General features: G+C 69.1%; 3 protein-coding genes. All 3 read left to right on the top strand.

All coding sequences use genetic code 11. The features are described from left to right. Positions 1–103 precede the first annotated feature (103 nt). Genes WMF11_RS48160 through WMF11_RS48150 form a run of 3 tightly spaced genes read left to right on the top strand, consistent with a single transcriptional unit; the run spans position 104 to position 18,074 of the window. Positions 104–10,135: a neuraminidase-like domain-containing protein gene (locus WMF11_RS48160; protein WP_437975560.1), complete on the top strand. Its 10,032-nt coding sequence runs from the start codon at positions 104–106 to the stop codon at positions 10,133–10,135. Continuing rightward, positions 10,132–17,682 carry a SpvB/TcaC N-terminal domain-containing protein gene (locus tag WMF11_RS48155; protein WP_437975559.1) on the top strand — a complete coding sequence of 2,517 codons (7,551 nt, stop codon included), beginning with the start codon at positions 10,132–10,134 and terminating at the stop codon, positions 17,680–17,682. Before WMF11_RS48160 ends, WMF11_RS48155 begins: the two co-directional genes overlap by 4 nt. Continuing rightward, positions 17,679–18,074: a hypothetical protein gene (locus tag WMF11_RS48150; RefSeq protein ID WP_437975558.1), complete on the top strand. Its 396-nt coding sequence runs from the start codon at positions 17,679–17,681 to the stop codon at positions 18,072–18,074. The genes WMF11_RS48155 and WMF11_RS48150 overlap by 4 nt, the downstream gene beginning before the upstream one ends. Positions 18,075–18,105 lie beyond the last annotated feature (31 nt).

Here is an 18,105-nt window from a genome sequence, read left to right as displayed (position 1 = left end):
TCTCCTACGCGCGCGCGGTCTGGGGGAGTGCTCTGGCGAAAATGACGCTGAGCATCGCAATTCGATCCGACTCCCTGTATAAGCGCAAGCAAGGGGGGGACTCATGCCGCAAGCGATCATCATCCGTCTTCATCCCGAGGATCCGGTCAGTGGATTGGGCTTCCGGGATTTCCTTACGGGCCTGGTGATCAGTGCTGTGGATTTGTCGCTCGGAGCGCCCTCGTCCACGAGTGCAGGCGTGCGGCAGCTGGGCCAAGCGTCCTTCACGAACAACGTGGCCACCACGCGCATCGTGCAGCACATCTACGCGCCGATCTTCGGACCGGAGCCGGCCGCGGTGGCCACAGCGGTGATCGAGCTGATCGCGCCCTGGCCGGAGCATGAGGCCCCGGATGTCTTGCTGCGTGTGGAGCGCAATGGCCGCCGGATCGCAAACGTCCGTGTCCACTACAACACAGCTCAAATCACGCTGACGGCGGCCGAGCTAGCGAACAAGGCGAATTATCAGCTGCTTGAGCCGACGAGCCTGTACCTCACGCTGCCGCCGCCCGGACGGGAGATCGACCCCACCGACGCCCACGTGGAGCTGCCCTCGGACGGCTCTCCGCCGAACTTCGCCGACCTGTTGACAGCGGTGCGGCTGGTGCTTCAGCACGAGAACAGTGCGGCCACGCCGAGTCCGGCGATCGAGGATCTCACGGCCGCGCAGTGTCGTCACGTGGCCTTCGAGCTGGCTTACGAGCGCACGCTCTTTCCGTTCTCGGGCCCGGCGACGAGCAATCTGGCGTTTCTGTACACGGAGCCTCAGGCTTCCATCGACGGCAATCGCAATGCCAGGCGTCAGTTCGAGGCCAATCTTCTGTCCTACGAGGCGACCCACGATGCCCGCGCCCAGCTACTGACTGGGTACGTGGTCGCGCTGGCCGCGGCCCTGCGCTGCGAGCAGCACAGCATCCAGGCGGACCCCGTGGGGCTCACGGTACCGGTGCGGCTCGACCCGAGCGTGTCGCCCACCGGCAAGGTGCGCGACGTCGAGGTGCTGCTGGTCAACGGGCCAGACTTCGTAGTTCCCGCGGCGTTTTTCTACGCGCTCACCGCGGAGCTTCCGGCGGCAGTCTCGTTCGAGACACGGTACCGTAGCGTCACCGCCAAGAGCGAGGTGCAGATCGTGAGCCAGCTGGAAGCGGCCTTCGATCGCGGGGTGATCGCCGAGCCCGCGACGCCCACCCTCGTTCCCGCCGTCGGCAGCATCTCCCGCTACCGTGCCGCCCGCCGGCTGCGCTCGCTCGGGATGCGTACGGGATCACGCTATCTGGTGGAGGCGCAGGTCAGCGCGCTGGTGACGGCGTGGCTGACCTTTCCGTCCGCGGGGGCGCCTTCGCGCGACATCCGCGAATTCTGGCAGAACGAGGTGACGGTCCAGCCGCTGTTGCGCGCGCACCTGCGTCTGCTCTCGGCGGTGATCACCGAACAACAGGACCCGTCGGCCCTGGTCGATGCGCTGCGGAACGAGCTCGGCGTCGATACGGTGGAGGAGCTGGTCGCGGTAACGCCCGATCAGTGGTCCGAGCTGTTCGAGAATGATCCGTCGCTGCTCCCAGGCAACACCCTTCCTGGCACTACCCAGGAGCGCGTCCGGGCGTTCGTGCGCCAGCTCGAACGCTTCTTCGACTTGAGCCTGGGCGGGACCAGCCTGGTGCAGGCCCAGCCGTCCGAGGTGCCCACGTTCGATCCGTCCCCGGCCGATCCGTTGGGCAAGCTCCTAGACGCGCTGGGCGGGCTGCCGATCACGCCCTCGGGTGCGGCCTTCGAGCAGGCGTTGCTGGACGTGTTTCCGGCCGACGAGGCGGCGCGCGCCTGGCTGCGCGCGGCGGCAGAGGCCTTGAGCGAGCTCTTCACGCTCACCCAGGGAGTGAACCCGCCGAGCTTACAGTTCTCGGTCATGGAAGCGCTCTACGCGCGTGGCTTCACCAGTCGCGCTCGGATCGCAGCGCTGACGCTGGCCGACTTTCGCGCGAGCCTGGTGGGCACTGTGGCCTATCCGATCGCGGACATGCTCCACGCGGAGGCCGGTGGAAGCGATCGAGACGAGCCGCCGAGCCCCACACCGTTCCGGCCGATCAATCCGGATGGCCAGCTGGTCAACTGCGTGCCGCCTGCACACCGCTCGAGCCTCGGCCCGGTGGCCTATCTGCAGGAGCTCCTGCAGATCTCGGATCGCTCGACCTGCCGGGGCGACGAGGCGTTCGAGACGGGCGAGGCGAGCGAGGTCACGCTGTCGGAGCTGGTCGCGGCGCGCCGGGGGCCCGTGGGCGAGCTCGGCGCCACCTGGGCCAACGCGAACGTGTGTCTCCCCGTCATCGATCTGGTCAACGAGAGTCTGGAGCGCCTGGTGACCGAGGTCGCCACGGGCACCGCCCAGCCCGCGGGCGCCGTCCACGACACGAATGAAACGAGCCTGCACGGTCACCTGCTGGCGACGGCGTCCCACCGGGCCGACCCCGCGGCGCACGATCCCGTGCTCCTCTTCGGCGTGCTGCCCGAGCACTCCTCGCCTGCCACTCCGGTCGCCTCGCCCGCGGCCTACGAGGTGTTGAAGACCGACTTCTCGGCCCCGAGTCTTCCTTACTCGGAGCCGCTGGCCATCGTGCGCGCGTATCTGCGCCGGCTGTGCACGAGTCGCTTCGAGATCATGCGCGCCTTCCGGCGCGACATCACCGAGTTCGTGCTGCGCCCTGGCACCCCGGAGCCCACCGGCTTCCCCGCGCACCAGTGGCGCTATCCGGTGCGCTTCGAGATCGCCTGCGAATACCTCGGCATCTCTCCCGAGGAGGGCACGCTGTTCACGGGCGGGGAGGACGCGCCGTCCACCGCGGAGCTGTACGGGTCGCCCGGGGGCGAGAGCTTTCCGGGCGAGGTGCTACCGCTGCCGAGCTTTCTCTCGCGCCTGGGGCTCGACTACTGCGAGCTGGTGGAGCTCGCCCAGCTCGACTTCGTGGACATCGGCATCGACGGGCCGCTCTCGCCTCCGAGTCCGGATCTGCCCGCTTGCGAGCCGTGCTGTCCCGACGACTACCGGCTGGTCATTCGGTCCGGGCAGGAAGGTCTGAGCGAAAGCCTTCGGCGCATTGCCATCTTCGTGCGTCTGTGGCGCAAGCTCCAGGCGCTCCCGTGCGCCCGCTATTCTCTGGCCGAGTTCGGGGAGATCGCGCGCGAGCTGGGCCTGAGCTCGGCCTCGGGGGAGCTGAACCCGGACTTTCTGCGCCAGCTCGTGGCCTTCCAGATGCTGTGCGACGACCTCGCCCTGCGCTTACGCGATTCGCGCGAGGGATCGGCCGCGGTCTCGGGTCTGCACCTGCATCTGCTCGCGCTGTGGCGGGGGCCAGATCATTCCAAGTGGGCCTGGGCCGTGAGCCATGTGATCGAGCGCATCGGCGAGTGCGCCCGCAAGAAGCACCGCTGCGCCGCCCGCTCGCCTCGGTTCCTCAAGCTGCTGAGCGAGAACCTCGATCCGCTCTCCGCGCTGGCCGGCTTCGATCCCGCCATGAGCGCCCACACCTGGTTCGCCAGGCCGAGCCACACCCTGCGATTCGTCGAGGTCCTGCAGAAGATCTACGCCTCGCGCTTCGGCATCGGCGAGCTGCTGTTCGTCTTGCGCAGCGAGCCGCACCTGGTCGGCGAGGACCCCTTGCCGCTTCAGCCCGACAACGAGGCGCGCGAAGATCCGCTGGCCACGCCGGACGACGCGTGCGAGGGCAGCCTGTGGCATCTGCGCCGCAAGCTGCTCGAGGTGGAGGTCGACGACGAACACGCGCAGAAGCTCGGGTGGACGTACATCGTGCGCTCGCTGCGCGACGATTTCGGGCTTTCGACCGACGCCTCGGGAGAGCCGCTCCTTTCGCTGGCGCGTCACTTCTTCCCGCACGTGCTGCACGGCACCGGCGGAGCGCCTGGGGCCACGGCCGCCAGCAGCTATCGGGTTCCGCTCGCGAACACATCGCCGGGCATGTGGAACAGCCCAGACGGTCCGTTCGACTACGACCCGGTCCGCGAAGAGCTGGGCGTGAGCATCCCGCTCACCGATCAGGCCGTCCTGGAGAAGCTGCAGCGCATCCGGCAGCTTCGCACGGCTGCCGAGGGCTCCGCCGAGCAGGAGGCGGTGCGTACGCTGTACTTCGCTCCGCGCCGCGAGCTCGCGCGCTTCGCCTTTCTGTTCCCCGACTTCGGCGAGGCCGAGCGATCCCTGATCGAAGGGCCGGACGAAGCGGCGCGCTTCGGGTTCTTCCAGTGCGCATTCGCCGTGTTTCAGCGGCGTGCCGTGCTGATCGCGCAGCACCTCTCCGAGCACGTCGCCAGCATCACGGGCGAGCCGCGGGAGGGCGGAGACAAACTCGCGAAGCTCGTGCTCCGGCACCTGTTCGCGGACGAGAACTTCGCGCTGAGCGCCTGGGAGGAGGACTCGGGCGCCCCTCCCGTGCTGACCTGGTCCGACCCTGCCCAGGCGGGCGCGCTTTCCGCGCTGGTCGGTCTGGTGGGCACGGGCCTGCTCGGCGAGTATCGAGCGTTCGGAGCGGGCGCGAGCGCCGACGTGCTGTACCGCGAACTGCGCTCCCCCAGCCGCGCGTTCGGCGAGGCGCGCGACCTCTGGAATGCGCCGGTGCCCACCGTGCTGCCGGCGCTGGACCTCGAGCTGAGCGCGGCGCAGGGCGAGTTCGTGGGCGTGCGCAACGGCTTTGCCCTGCGCAACGACGACGGCACCGCGCTCGGAGGCGCCCAGGGCTTCGCCGTGACCTGGAAGGGCGTGATGTTGATCGAGCAAGGCGGCGACTACACGTTCCACGCGGGCGTTCCGCGTCCCGACGGCGAGACTCCTTTGCCCGAGTGCCCCGGATATCTGCGCTGGCGCGTGAGCCTGAGGCGCGGACAGCGCAGCTGGGTGCTGCTCAGCCATCACTGGGACGGCGACCATGCGCCGAGCTCGTGCAGCGACTCCTTGGCGTTGCGCCGCGGCGCCTACGACCTGACGATCGAGCTCATCGCATGCCCTCCGGCCTTCGAGCGCGCCGAGTCGACGCTGGCGCGCCAGACCGGCTTCGAGCTGGCCTACGAGGGGCCCGACTCCGCAAACCAGGTCGTGGCCATTCCAAGCGACAAGCTGTACGTGGCCACCAAAAATGCCCGTCTGGGGGCCGGTATCGGGTCACCCCAGGACGGCTTCGTCGAGCCCGCAGCGTACTTGAACGAGCGCTACTACAGCACGCTGCGGGACGTCCGGCGCACCTATCAGCGCGCATTCCGGGCGCTCCTGTTCGCCTGGCGCCATGGTCTCCACGCCGAACCCAGCGCGGATGACGGCCAGAGCGAGCTCGGTTACCTGCTGTCCAAGGCCGAGGGCTTCGCCGGCATCACCTTCTATCCGAGTGGCGGAGCCTTCGCGCCGCACCGCGCCTGGTTCGACGTCGACTTGCTGCCGGCCGACGACAACTACCATCCGCCCATTGGCGACCAGCGCCAGCAGCTGTCGCTGCCGCGCACGCAGGCTCTGTTCGACTGGTGGGAGCGTATCTTCGACTACACGATGCTGCGCTCGCGGGCCAACACGGCGCCCGAACGCCCTGCCTGGCTGCTGTTCCACGAGGCGGCCGAGCGGCACCCGGACGACCCTGCCCATCTGTTGCGGCACGTCGGCGTGGACCTGTCCCATGCGCTGCTAGTGCGTCGCTACGACCCAGGCTTCTCCCTGAGCGGCACGGGCTCCGATCTCGAGAACGAGCGCTGGCCGGTGCGCATCTTCCACGCAGATCTGCTGCTGGAAAGGGTGCGCCGCAAGTTCACCGTGGAGGACATTCGCATCGCGCAGCCCGATCGCTGGGCCGCGGATAACCCGGCCGCCTCGGGCGGCGCTGAGAACCTCACGCTGTTCGTGCGCCGTGGTTACCTGGAAAACGGCCAGCCGCGTCGCTACCTCGAGCTGGGCTCCCTGAACGATCCGCTGCGCGAGAGCGCCCGGGCGGCGCTGCTCGCCCATCTGTGCCGGCTCGATCGTGTCGCTCTGCCGTGGGGCGGGTTTGCCCGGAGTCCGCGCGATCTGTCCGACCTGCTGCTGATCGACGTGGAGGCGGGACTGTGCCAACGTGCCAGCCGCATCGAGGAGGCCGTGAGCGCCGTGCAGGCCTTCGTGCAGCGCACCCTGCTCGGGCTCGAGCCCGACTGGCTGGCCCATCCGGAGCTGCCGCTCTTGTGGGAGCGCCGGTTCAAGACCCTGGTGATCTGGCAGGCGTGCAAGCGGCGCGTCTTCTACCGGGAGAACTGGATTGAGTGGGACGAGCTCGCCACGTCGCGCCGCTCGGAGGGCTTCCGGTTGTTCGAGGCTCAGCTGCGCTCGACCAACCTGAGCATTGCGACGCCGGCCAGCCTGACCCAGTTCGAGGCCCCCACCCCTCCGTCCGCGCCGGGGCACGCCCTCGTGCAGGCGCGCGAGCCCTCGGTGACGCGCTTCGTCCATCCGCCGCAGGTCGAGGCGCTCGGCCTCATGGGCACCCGCGATCGGCACGGTCGTCCGACCTGGCTGAGTGACGTCAACCGTCCCGGGTTGCCGTCGGCGGTGAGCCCGCCGAACGATGTCGTGACCGTGCTCCAGTTCGAGCATGGCGAGCGCCTGCCGCTCTGGATCGAGTCTGCCATCCGGCTCGGCGCACGCTTTCTACGCGTGGCGGCGGCTGGCGATCCGCCTGCATCCAACATCTATCGCGCCTACGAGCCGCTTCCGGGCTGCTGCGTGGAGTGCGGTACGATCCACCCGCCCACGCTCGACGAGTACTACTTCTGGCTGACGGACGCGAAGCACTTCGAGCCCGTCACCCAGGAGGCCAACGTCAGCTCCACCGAGGTCGCGCCCGAGGGTAGTGGACCGGCATCCGCGTGGCGCTCCCCTCAGGATTTGCCGACCCTGCTCGACTGGAAGGGACTCCCGATGCTGCACCTGTGCTGGGCGCGGGTGCACAACGGCGAGCTCAAGCAGCCGCGTCGCTCCAGCGAAGGCCTGCGCCTCGCCACGGACGTGACGACGCGCGACCTTACTCTCCAGCTGGTCGGGCGCTTCGCGGACTCGCTCAAGTTCGAGGTGGTGCGCGAGGGCACGCCGCTGAGCGTAGGCGCTCCCGCGGACCCCGGGGCCGAGGTGAATACCACGGGGCTGCACGGCGGGGATGCACCGGGCTTCCGCTACGACTTGGTCACGGACAGCGCCGAAGTCCTGCCCCTCCTGGAAGATCCGGAGGAGCCCGGGCCGTTCTTCAACGAGCTCGCGGCCTACCCGTACTTCTTGCACCACACGCCCGGGGCGCCCTTGTTTCCGACCCTGGCCTTCTCGCTCTCGGTGGTGGCGGCGGACAGCCTGCGCGCGCACTGCCGCTACCAGGCCGCGCTCGGCTGGTACGCTGCGGCGGCCTCTGTGCACGAGGATGCCGCCTGGTGCGCTGACGGCCAGGATGGCGACGAGCGAGGAACCTGCTGCGGTAGCGGTGAAGTCAGCGCGCCGCGTGCCCGGCGGCGGGCGCTGCACCTGAGCTGGCTCGAGACCTCGCTGGCCTGGGCCGACAGCTTGCTGCGTGTGAACACGCCGGAGTCGTTCCAGCAAGCGCGCGTGGTGCTCGACAGTGCGTCACGTCTGCTCGGCCCCGCCCCCAAGACGGTGGCGCGCAGCAGCCAAGGCGAGGACGAGAGCGCGCAGACGGTCACCACCTTCTTCGCCGAGGGCGTGCCGCTCAATCCGCGACTTCTGGCACTGTACGAGCGCGTCGCGGACCGACGTGCGCTGCTCCAGGCCTGCCTCGGTGGGCGTCGCCTGGCGCATGGCAAGCCGCCGCGCGACCTGCCGTACTTCGGGGAGCAGGCGCTGTCCGACGGCCGGCAAGCGAGCGGGACTCCCTGCGACGACGAGGGCCTGTGCTGCCTGCACGGCGGCCTCTACCGCCTGGCCAACCGCCTACCCAAGGCGCTCGAGCTGGCCAACGAGACGCGCAATCTGGGCGCGGCCCTGCTGTCGGCCTTCGAGAAGGGCGACGCGGAGTACCTGAGCTCGCTCCGGGCCACCCACGAGCGTCAGATCCTGAGCCTTGCGCTGGATATCCGCAAGAACCAGTGGCGCGAGACGGACTGGCAGGTGCAGGCCCTCGACTTCGCCAAGCAGATCGCGCAGACCCGCAGGCGCTACACCCAGGGCCTGATCGACGCGGGCCTGAACACCGGCGAGCGCGACTTCCAGGATCTGACAGAGGCTGCCAACGGCGTGCGCACGGCCGGCAACGTGTCGGAGATCGTGGCGGAGATCATGCACTTCATTCCTGACGTGCACGTCGGCACGGTGAACTTCGCCACGCTGCCGCTCGGCAGCAAGATCGCCTACGTGTTCCAGGCGGTGGCCCGCATCGCACGCAGCACGTCCGACATTCTGACCGCCACAGCGGGCCTGCGTCTGACCGAGGGCGGGTGGGTCCGGCGTGAGGACGACTGGCGTCACCAGGTCGAGGTGCTCGATCTCGAGATCGAGCAGATCGAACGGCAGCGCCTCGGCGCCGAGCGCAGGCGCGACATGACCCTGCGCGAGCTCAACAACCAGCAGCGTCAGCTGGAGCAGGTGGGCGAAGTGCAGGACTTCCTGCGCGACAAGTTCACGAGCCACGAGCTGTATCTGTGGCTGCAGAAGGAGACGGTGGCGCTCTACCACCAGCTGTACGAGGTCGCGTTGCACGAGGCTCGCATGGCGCAGCGCGCTTACAACCTGGAGCTCGGCCACGAGAGCGAGCGCTTCATTCCCACCGCGCCATGGGACGATCTGCACGAGGGGCTGCTCGCCGGGGAGAGGCTGGGCGTGGCCCTGCGCCAGATGGAGAGCGCCTACCTGTGCAAGAACCTGCGCGAGTACGAGCTGACCAAGCACATCTCGATGCGGTGCTTCTCACCGGTCTCCTTGCTGCAGCTCAAGACCACGGGCTACACGGAGATCGAGCTTCCGGAGTGGCTGTTCGATCTGGACTATCCCGGGCACTACATGCGGCGGATCCGCAGCGTGTCGTTGACGCTGCCCTGCGTCACCGGACCCTACCAGGGCATCCAGTGCCGCCTGACGCTGCTCTCGAGCCGCACCCGCGTGGATCCTCGCCTGCGTGGGCCTGACGGCAAGTGCTGCGACGAGCCTCCGGTCGTGTCCACGCCGGACCCGTGCGTCTGCCACGACGCTTCTGGCCAGCTCGCGTCCGCACCCATGCCGCTCGCCGACGCCTATGCGGCGCTGCCCGGCGACTCGCGCGTGGTGTGGCGGTACGGCGCGCACAGCGCCATTGCGACCTCCAGCGGGCAGAACGATGCGGGGTTGTTCGAGGTGAGTTTCGCCGATCCGCGCTACCTCCCCTTCGAGTACGAGGGAGCGGTGAGCCGCTGGCGCATCGAGCTGCCGCCCGAGAACAACTACTTCGACCTCGACACGCTCAGCGACTGCGTCATGCACCTGCGCTACACGGCCCGTGAGGGTGGCAGCGTGCTGGCGGCCTCCGCCCGCGCGAGTGCGAACCACGCGCTTCCCGACGGCGGAGTGCGGCTGTTCGAGGTCCGGCGCGAGTGGCCAGACCTGTGGGCGCGCCTCTCCACGCCGCAGAAGCCGAAGGCCGGCGGGCCGCGCACCCTGGAGCTGCGCTGGGGGCGCGACTCGTTCGCATTCCTGCCGGGGCAGCGGGAGCTCCACGTGGTGCGCCTCGAGCTGCTGTTCGAGCTCGAGCAGCCCAGGGCGGTCCGGGGCGAGTGCACGCGCCCGTGCGCCGAGGTCGTCAGCGACGCGCGCGCGAGCCACACGCTGGCGCTGTCCGTGAAGGATCCCCATGGCTGCGGCTGCGGCGAAGCTGACTGCCAGGACTGCGGCTGCCGTCTCCTGCACATCGACTGCGTGGAGAGCGAATCCTGGCCGGGTCTCTACCACGGTGCGCTCACGGTCGAGCTGCCGGTTCCGGCCGAGGAGCGCACGGTCGCGGAGCTCCGCTTCCCGGAGCGCGTACCTCGGATCGCGCGCGCCTACGTGCTGTGCGGCTACCGCGCCGAAACGTCTGCCGTCCTCCACTCGCTGGCGCGAGGCGCCCGATGACTGCGAGCGACGAGCGAAAGCCCAGCACTTCGGTCGCCGGCGCGAAGCCTGCGGCGGGGCCGGAGCGATCCGGCCCGGGCGATGCCGCCGCGCCGCGCGCCGAGAGCAAGGCGCCAGGCCAGGAAAGTCCGATCCAGGGGCTTTTGCCCGCGCTCTCCCTGCCCAAGGGGGGCGGTGCCATCCAGGGCATGGGCGAGAAGTTCAGCACCAATCCGGTCACGGGGACGGGCGGCTTCAGCGTGCCAATCGCCATCTCGCCGGGTCGGCCGGGCTTTCCCCTGGCGCTGGGCATCCGCTACGACTCGGGCGCCGCGAACGGCCCGTTCGGGCTGGGCTGGCAGCTCGGGGTGCTGGCGATCACGCGCAAGACGGACAAGGGCCTGCCTCGCTACGCCGAGAGCGAGGAACACTGCGACGTGTTCCTGCTGGCGGGCGCAGAGGACCTCGTGCCGCTGCGGCTCTCGCCGGAGCACGACGCGCCGGTCGACGAGTTCGAGCGTGGCGAGTTCACGGTGCGGCGCTACCGGCCGCGCACGGAGAGCGGCTTCGCGCGCATCGAGCGCTGGACGTCGCGCGCGAACGGCGACGTTCACTTCCAGGTGACGACTCGCCAAAACCTGCTGCAGGTGTTCGGGCGCACCGCGAAGACGCGCGTGACCGAGCCGGAGCATCCGGACCGGGTGTTCTCCTGGCTGCTCGAGGAAACACGCGACGACCGCGGCAACGTGGCGCACTACGAGTACAAGCAGGAAGACGGCGCGGGCGTGGACCCGTCCGTGGCCAGCGAAGCCCACCGCTTCGAGGCATGCGACGGCCGCGCGCCGCGCTTTCTGGTCACGGCCCAGCGCTACCTCAAGCGGCTGCGCTACGGCAATCGCACGCCCGTCTCCGGCTTCGATGGGCCGCTGCCTCCCGCGGACGATTTTCTGTTCGAGGTGGTGTTCGACTACGGGGAGCACGACCCGGAGCGGCCCACTCCGCACGAGGAGCGGCCGTGGCGGCTGCGGGCCGACCCGTTCTCCAGCTACCGGGCAGGCTTCGAGGTGCGCAGCTACCGGCTGTGCCAGCGCGTATTGATGTTCCACCGCTTCGCGGAGCTCGGCCCCGAGCCCTACCTGGTGCGCTCGACCGACTTCACGTACGACGAGGGGCCGGTTTTCAGCTACCTGCGCGCGGCCACCCAGGTCGCCTACGAGCGCGCGCCCGGCGCCGATGCCTACACGCGCGCGACGCTGCCAGCGCTCGAGTTTGCCTACTCCAGGCCTGAGCTGCACGACGAGCTGAAGACGCTGAGCAAGGCTGCTCTCGAGGGCATGCCGTTCGGTCCGGAGAGCGTGGGCGGCCAGTGGGTCGATCTCGACGGAGAGGGCTTGCCCGGGGTGTTGATTCCGGGCGAGCGCGCTTGGTTCTACAAGGCGAACCAGGGCGGCGGCATGCTGGCGCCCCCGGTGCTCGAGCGCACGCTGCCGGCTCCGGCCGAGCTGCGTCAGGGGGTGCAGCAGCTCACCGACCTCGACCATGACGGACGCCTCGACCTGGTCCAGTACGCGCGCCCGCTCGCCGGGTACTTCGAGCGCGAGGCCGAGCACCGCTGGGCGCCGTTTGCTGCGCTCCCCCAGGTCCCCAACATCGACTGGCACGATCCCAACCTGCGCTTTCTGGATCTCGATGGCGACGGTCTCCCGGACGTGCTGATCACCGAGCACGACGCCCTGGTCTGGTACCGCTCGCGTGCGAAGCAAGGGTTCGAGCCGGCGCAGCGCGTGAACAAGCCCCACGACGAGTCGCGCGGGCCGGCCCTGGTGTTCGCCGACGCGAGCGAGGCCATCCAGTTCGCCGACATGAGCGGCGACGGTCTCAGCGACTTGGTACGCGTGCGAGCCGGCGAGGTGTGTTACTGGCCCAACCTCGGTTACGGCCGCTTCGGGCGCAAGATCACGCTCGCACAGGGGGCGCGGCTCGATGCTCCCGAGCAGTTCGACCCGCGCCGGGTGCGCCTGTTCGACGTCGACGGCTCTGGCACCAGTGACATCGTCTATCTCGGTCGCGACGGTGTGCGCATCCACTTCAACCAGGCCGGCAACTCGCTCAGCGCGCCCCGGGTGCTCAGCGCGCTGCCCCCGGTGGACCATCCGGCGAGCTTTCATGTCGTCGACCTGCTGGGCCAAGGAACGGCTTGCCTGGTGTGGTCGAGTCCGCTGTCCACGAACGTCCATCCCGTGCGCTACGTGGACATCCTGGGTGGCAAGAAGCCGCACCTGCTGATCGCGGCCATCAATAACCTCGGCGCCGAGACGCGCATCGGCTACGCATCGTCGACACAGTTCTATCTGGCGGACAAGGCCGCTGGTCGCCCCTGGATCACGCGGCTCCCCTTTCCTGTGCACGTGGTGCAGCGCGTGGAGCACCTTGACCGGGTTTCCGGGACGGCGCTCGTCCGTCGCTTTGCCTATCGCCACGGGTTCTATGATGGGCACGAGCGCGAGTTCGCGGGCTTCGCGTGCACCGAGCAGTGGGACGCAGAGTCGTTCTCCGGGGACAAGGGCAAGGGTCTGTTCGCGGACCTGCCTTACGACCGGACGCCCGACGACGACCGACTGGACTTGCCCCCCGTGCGCACCGTCAGCTGGTTTCACACCGGCGCTTGGCTCGCGCGCGAGCGACTCGAGACCGCGCTCGCGCGCGAGTTCTACGCGGCCGACCCGCTGGCGCCGCCGCTCGACAGTCCGCTCCTTCCACGGGGGCTCAGCACGCGGGAGGAGCGCGAGGCGGCGCGCGCGCTGCGCGGTCTCCTGCTGCGTCAGGAGATCTACGCCGAGGATGGGACCGCGCGAGCGGCTCACCCCTACACGGTGTCTACGACCAGCTACGAAGTGCGCCTGGTCCAGCGCGCGGCGCAGCACGCCCACGCGGCGTTCTTCGTCCATCCGCAGAGCAGCCTCAGCCTGCACTACGAGCGCAACCCGCACGATCCCCGCATGCAACAGGAGCTCGTCCTGTCCGTGGACGCCTTCGGGAATGTCACGGAGTCCGTCACCATCAGCTATCCGCGCCGTGAGCCGGCCTTTCCCGAGCAGGCGCGGACGTGGTCCACGCTGCGCCGGAGTCGCGTCGCGAACGTCACGGAAGAGCGCAGCTACCGACTCGGGGTCCCGCACGAAGCGGAGACCTTCGAGCTCACGGGGCTGCCTGCGCCGGAACGCGTGCACCAGGTTCTGTCGCGGGAGGCAGCTCGCATCTTTCTGGCCGAAACGCGAGTGCTCCCGTTCGAGGCGCTGCCCGATCCCGAAGTCCCCGCGGCGCGCCTGATCCAGCGCGACCGATACACCTACTACCGCGACGACCTTTCGGGCGCGCTCCCACTCGGCAGCATCGGCGTGCGCGCGCTGCCCTTCCAGAGCGCCAAGCAGGCCTTCACTCCCGGACTGCTAGCGGACGCCTATGGCCTCCGCGTCGACTCCGAACTCCTGGAGGCCGACGGAGGATACCTGTTCGAGGATGGAGCATGGTGGGCGGTCTCGGGGCACGCAGTGTTCGATCGAGAGCGCTTCTACCTGCCGGTGGAGGCCTTCGATCGCTTCGGCAACCGCTACCGCACCGTCTACGACGCGTACGCGCTCTTGCCGATGGAGTCGATCGATCCGCTCGGCAACCGCATCAGCGTGGGCGAGCGCGACGCGCAGGGGACGCTCACGAAATCCGGGCTGGACTACCGCGTGCTCGCACCCGTGTTGATCACGGACCCCAACCAGAACCGCACGGCGGTGCGTCTCGACACGCTCGGCATGCCGATCGCGACAGCCTGGATGGGCAAGGCCGGCGCTGGCGAGGGCGACACCCTCGACGACCCCACCATCCGCTTCGAATACGACCTGCATCGCTACGTGCGCACCGGCGGACGGCAGCCGGTGTTCGCGCGAGAGCTCGCGCGCGAGGAGCACGGCGCCGGCAATGCTCGCTGGCAGGAGACGTACAGCTACTCCGACGGCTCCGGGCGAAACGTGCTGCGCAAGATGCGCGCGGAAGCCGGCCGCGTGCCCGTGCTCTCCGCCGACGGCAGCCTCTCGCGCTTGCCGGACGGTCGCCTTGCGCTGCAGCGAGTCGAGCAGCGCTGGCTGGGCACGGGCCGTACGGTCTTCGACAACAAGGGCAATCCGCTCAAGCAATACGAGCCCTTCTTCTCCGCCACGTCCGATTTCGAGACGGAGCGCGCGCTGGTGGAGTGGGGGGTGACGGCGATCCTGCGCTACGACCCGCTCGGCCGCCTGGTCCGCAGCGATCTTCCCGATGGAACCCACGTCGATACCGTGTTCGACGCCTGGCACAAGCAGCTCTGGGATCAGAACGACGGCATCCAGGGCACGCCTTGGCTGTCTCGGTTCCAGGCCGGCAGCGCCGATCAGAAGCGCTGCGCGGCGCTCGTGCTGGCTCACGCGGCGACGCCCGCGCGGCAGTACCTCGACGGGCTCGGGCGTCCGTTCCTGACCGTCGCGGACAACGGGCCGGCCGGCGAGCAGCCCACCCGCCTCGAGCTCGACATACAGGGTATGCAGCGCTCGCTCACCGATGCGCGCGGCAACCTGATCGTACGCCAGGTGTTCGACATGCTGGGGCGGGCCGTAAGGGTGGTGCGAGCGGACGCCGGCGAGGCGAGCGCCGACGACGGGCGGCGGGCCGTGGCCATCGCGGACGACGCGGAGGGGGGACGCAGCCTGTTCGACTGTCACGGCGCGCCGCTGAGGATCTGGACCGAACGCGGTTTTCGCCTGCGCACCGAGTACGACGCGCTGCGGCGCACCACGAGCGTGTGGCTGGACGACGGCCGGGGCGAGAAGCGCAGCCAGCTCCGACGCTATGGAGAGGCGCATCCGCGGGCGGAGGAGCTGAACCTGCGCGGCAGGCTCCATCTGGCTTTCGACGGCGCCGGGCTGGTGATCAACGAGCGCTTCGACTTCAAGGGAAACCTGACGGAATGCGCGCGCAGGCTCGCCAGGGAATACCGGGACGTGCCGGACTGGAGCTCGGTCGAGCCGCGCCCTGGCGCGGAGCTGGACAGCGCCGAGGCGCTGATCGAGCCAGAACGTTTTGCGGAGCAGACGCGCCACGACGCGCTCAACCGCGTCACTTCGCACGTCACGCCGGACCACAGCGAGCACAGGCCCACGTACAACGAGCGCAGTCTCTTGCTGCGCGTGGATGTGCGGCTGCGCGGCGCAGAAGAGTGGATCACGCTCGTCGAGCGGGTCGCCTACAACGCCCGCGGGCAGCGCGAGTGCGTGCGCTATGGCAACGGCAGCCAGACCCGCTACGAGTACGACCCGTTCACCTTTCGCCTGGTACGCCAGCACACGCGGCGTGACGCGGACGATGTCCTCCTTCAGGACCTGAGCTACGTGCTCGATCCGGTCGGCAACATCGCGTCCATTCGCGATGCGGTCTCCTACGGAAATTCCGGTGTGTCGGGGGATTCGCTCTACGAGTACGATGCCGTCTACCAGCTGACGCGCGCCGAAGGACGCGAGCACGGGGGGCAGCTGTCTTCGCCCAAGGACTCGTCCGAGCTGGGATTGCCGCAGGCGGCCCATGCCCGCGACTGGGGCGGGCTACGCCGCTACCGCGAGACCTACGCCTACGATCCTGCGGGCAACCTCGTTCAGATGGCGCATCGTCCGCTCGCGCCGGGCGCGGGCGGCTGGACGCGGCGCTATCGCTACGCCGCGGACTGCAATCGCCTCCTGGCCACCAGCGTCCCAGGCGACACGCACGACGAAGCCAGCGCGCGGTACACGTACGACGTCGCGGGCAACATGGCGAGCATGCCTCACCTTCCGCAGCTCCGCTGGGACTACGCGGAGCGGCTGCAGAGGGTGCGCAAACAGGCCGGCACGGACGCGAGTGCTCCGAACGAGGTCTACTTCACTTATGGCGATGGCGGTCAGCGCGTGCGCAAGGTGTACGAGCATGGCGCGTTCGTGGAAGAGCGCATCTACCTGGGCAGCTTCGAGCTGTACCGGAAGCGCCACCGCGCGAGCGGCGAGCTCGAGCTCGAGCGTGAGTCCCTCCATGTGATGGACGATCGCCGACGCGTGGCCTTGATCGAGACGAAGACCGTCGACACGAGCGCCTCACGCGTCGAGCCGACGCCGCGCCAGCGTTTCCAGCTGGAGAGCAACCTGGGCTCGGCGACGCTGGAGCTCGACGAACGCGGAAAGATCATCAGCTACGAGGAGTACGTGCCGTTCGGCTCGACCGCGTTTCGTGCGGCCGACGGCTGCGCCGAGGTCGCCGCCAAGCGCTATCGCTACACGGGCAAGGAGCGGGACGAGGAGACCGGGCTCTATGCCTTCGGGGCAAGGTATTACGCGCCCTGGCTGGGGCGCTGGACCTCCCCGGACCCTGCCGGGGTGTACGACGGCCCCAATATCTACATGTACGTGGGCAACAACCCCATCAACCGGGTCGACTCGACGGGCTTGTGGCAAATCGACTGGGGCGAGGTGGCGATCGGGGCGGTGGCAGCCATCGCCATCGTGGCGGTGGTGGCGGTCACCGCAGGGGCGGCCGCTCCGGTGATCGCGGGCGGACTGACCACGGCGCTCACCACGGCGGGGCTCAGCACCGCCGCGGCCACGACCACCGTTTCGGCGCTCGGCACGGCCGTCGTGGCGACGGGAACGGTCTATGGCGCCGTGGGAGTGGCCGAGACCGTCCACGACCTGTCCACGGGCGTAAACTCCCGCACCGGTCAGCCGCTCACGGACGTCGAGGGCTCTCGTCGGCTCGGCGCCTTGCCCGTGGAGATCGTTGCCACCGCCTTGGGGGCGCGCACCCTTGGCGGTGGGCCTCCGCCCAGCGTGAGCTTGCCGCGTCCTGTCCTCAGCTTCGAGCCGACGTTCCAGGGCACCGCGCAGATGTCCTGGGCCGCGGAGGCGGTGCCCGTCGTGACGCAGCCCGGCGTCGCGGCAGCTGCGCCACCTCTGCTCATGATGATGAGCGGCGGGGGCGGAGGCGGCGGAAGCGAACCGCCGCCGTCCAGCGAGTCGAGCGCTCCGCCGCCCGCGCCCGAACCGGAGATCACGCCGCCATCCCACCAGTTGCCGCCACCCTCGCTGGGAGACGTGATTGCGCGCAACTACCAGCGCTACTACAATGATGCCTGGCTCAGGGTCGTGGCGAAGTTCAATCGCGGGGAAATTCAGATTCCACCCGAGCTCAACTGGCGCACCGTGCTCGGTCAAAGAACGGATGCTTATGCCCGCGCACGCCTGCGAAATTTCCTGGCGCGCGAGGGTATCCCGGAGGGACCCGGAGAGGACGTGCTCGTGAACCGCTTCCTGCGTGACCCCAGTGGCTCCGGTGCGTACCGCATTCCTGACGTCCGGATCAACAGCGAGCAGCTGATTCTGGACGGCACGATCGGAGTCAAGACACCGACGACTCCTCAAATTGTAGACTTCGTGAACTTTTCCGGCGGCTTCGGGGTGCGGGTCATCAGACCGCAGGTCGGGCCCTTGTCCGGAAGTGGCACCTCGGGGAGCACGCCATGAATCGCAGCAACGCCTATCTCCGGCTCATGGACCAGTTGGTCTACAATTCGACCTCTGCGCCGGACGAGTACCCGGACGAAGATCAGACGAACCTGGAAGCCGAGCTCAGGAAGCTCCGCACCTGGACGGAAGAGTTGCTGCGGGGAACCACTCACGAAGTGGAGGTGCAGTACCTGGGCCGGGCCTTGCAGCAATTCGAGGAGGCGCGTGCGCATGCGCTGCGGGGTGATGGCAAGGCGTGCCGCGCCTCCTTCAGGGAGGCCGAGGAGTTGCTCAAGCGCGCCAAGGCACGGAAGGCCCCGAAGGTGACCTTCGTGGTGGGCCCTGGGGGCGAGGCGCGTCAGGTCACGCCGAGCGACGGGGACGATCAGGACAAGCGCTCGAAGAACTGAGCAGCGCCGGGCGCTCGTCTCGATCCGGCTC

It is taken from the genome of Sorangium sp. So ce295 (assembly GCF_051527405.1).
GTDB classification, from domain to species: domain Bacteria; phylum Myxococcota_A; class Polyangia; order Polyangiales; family Polyangiaceae; genus Sorangium; species Sorangium cellulosum_B.
The sequence above is the reverse complement of the archived record's forward strand: the minus strand, read 5'-3'. Positions and strand labels throughout refer to the sequence as shown.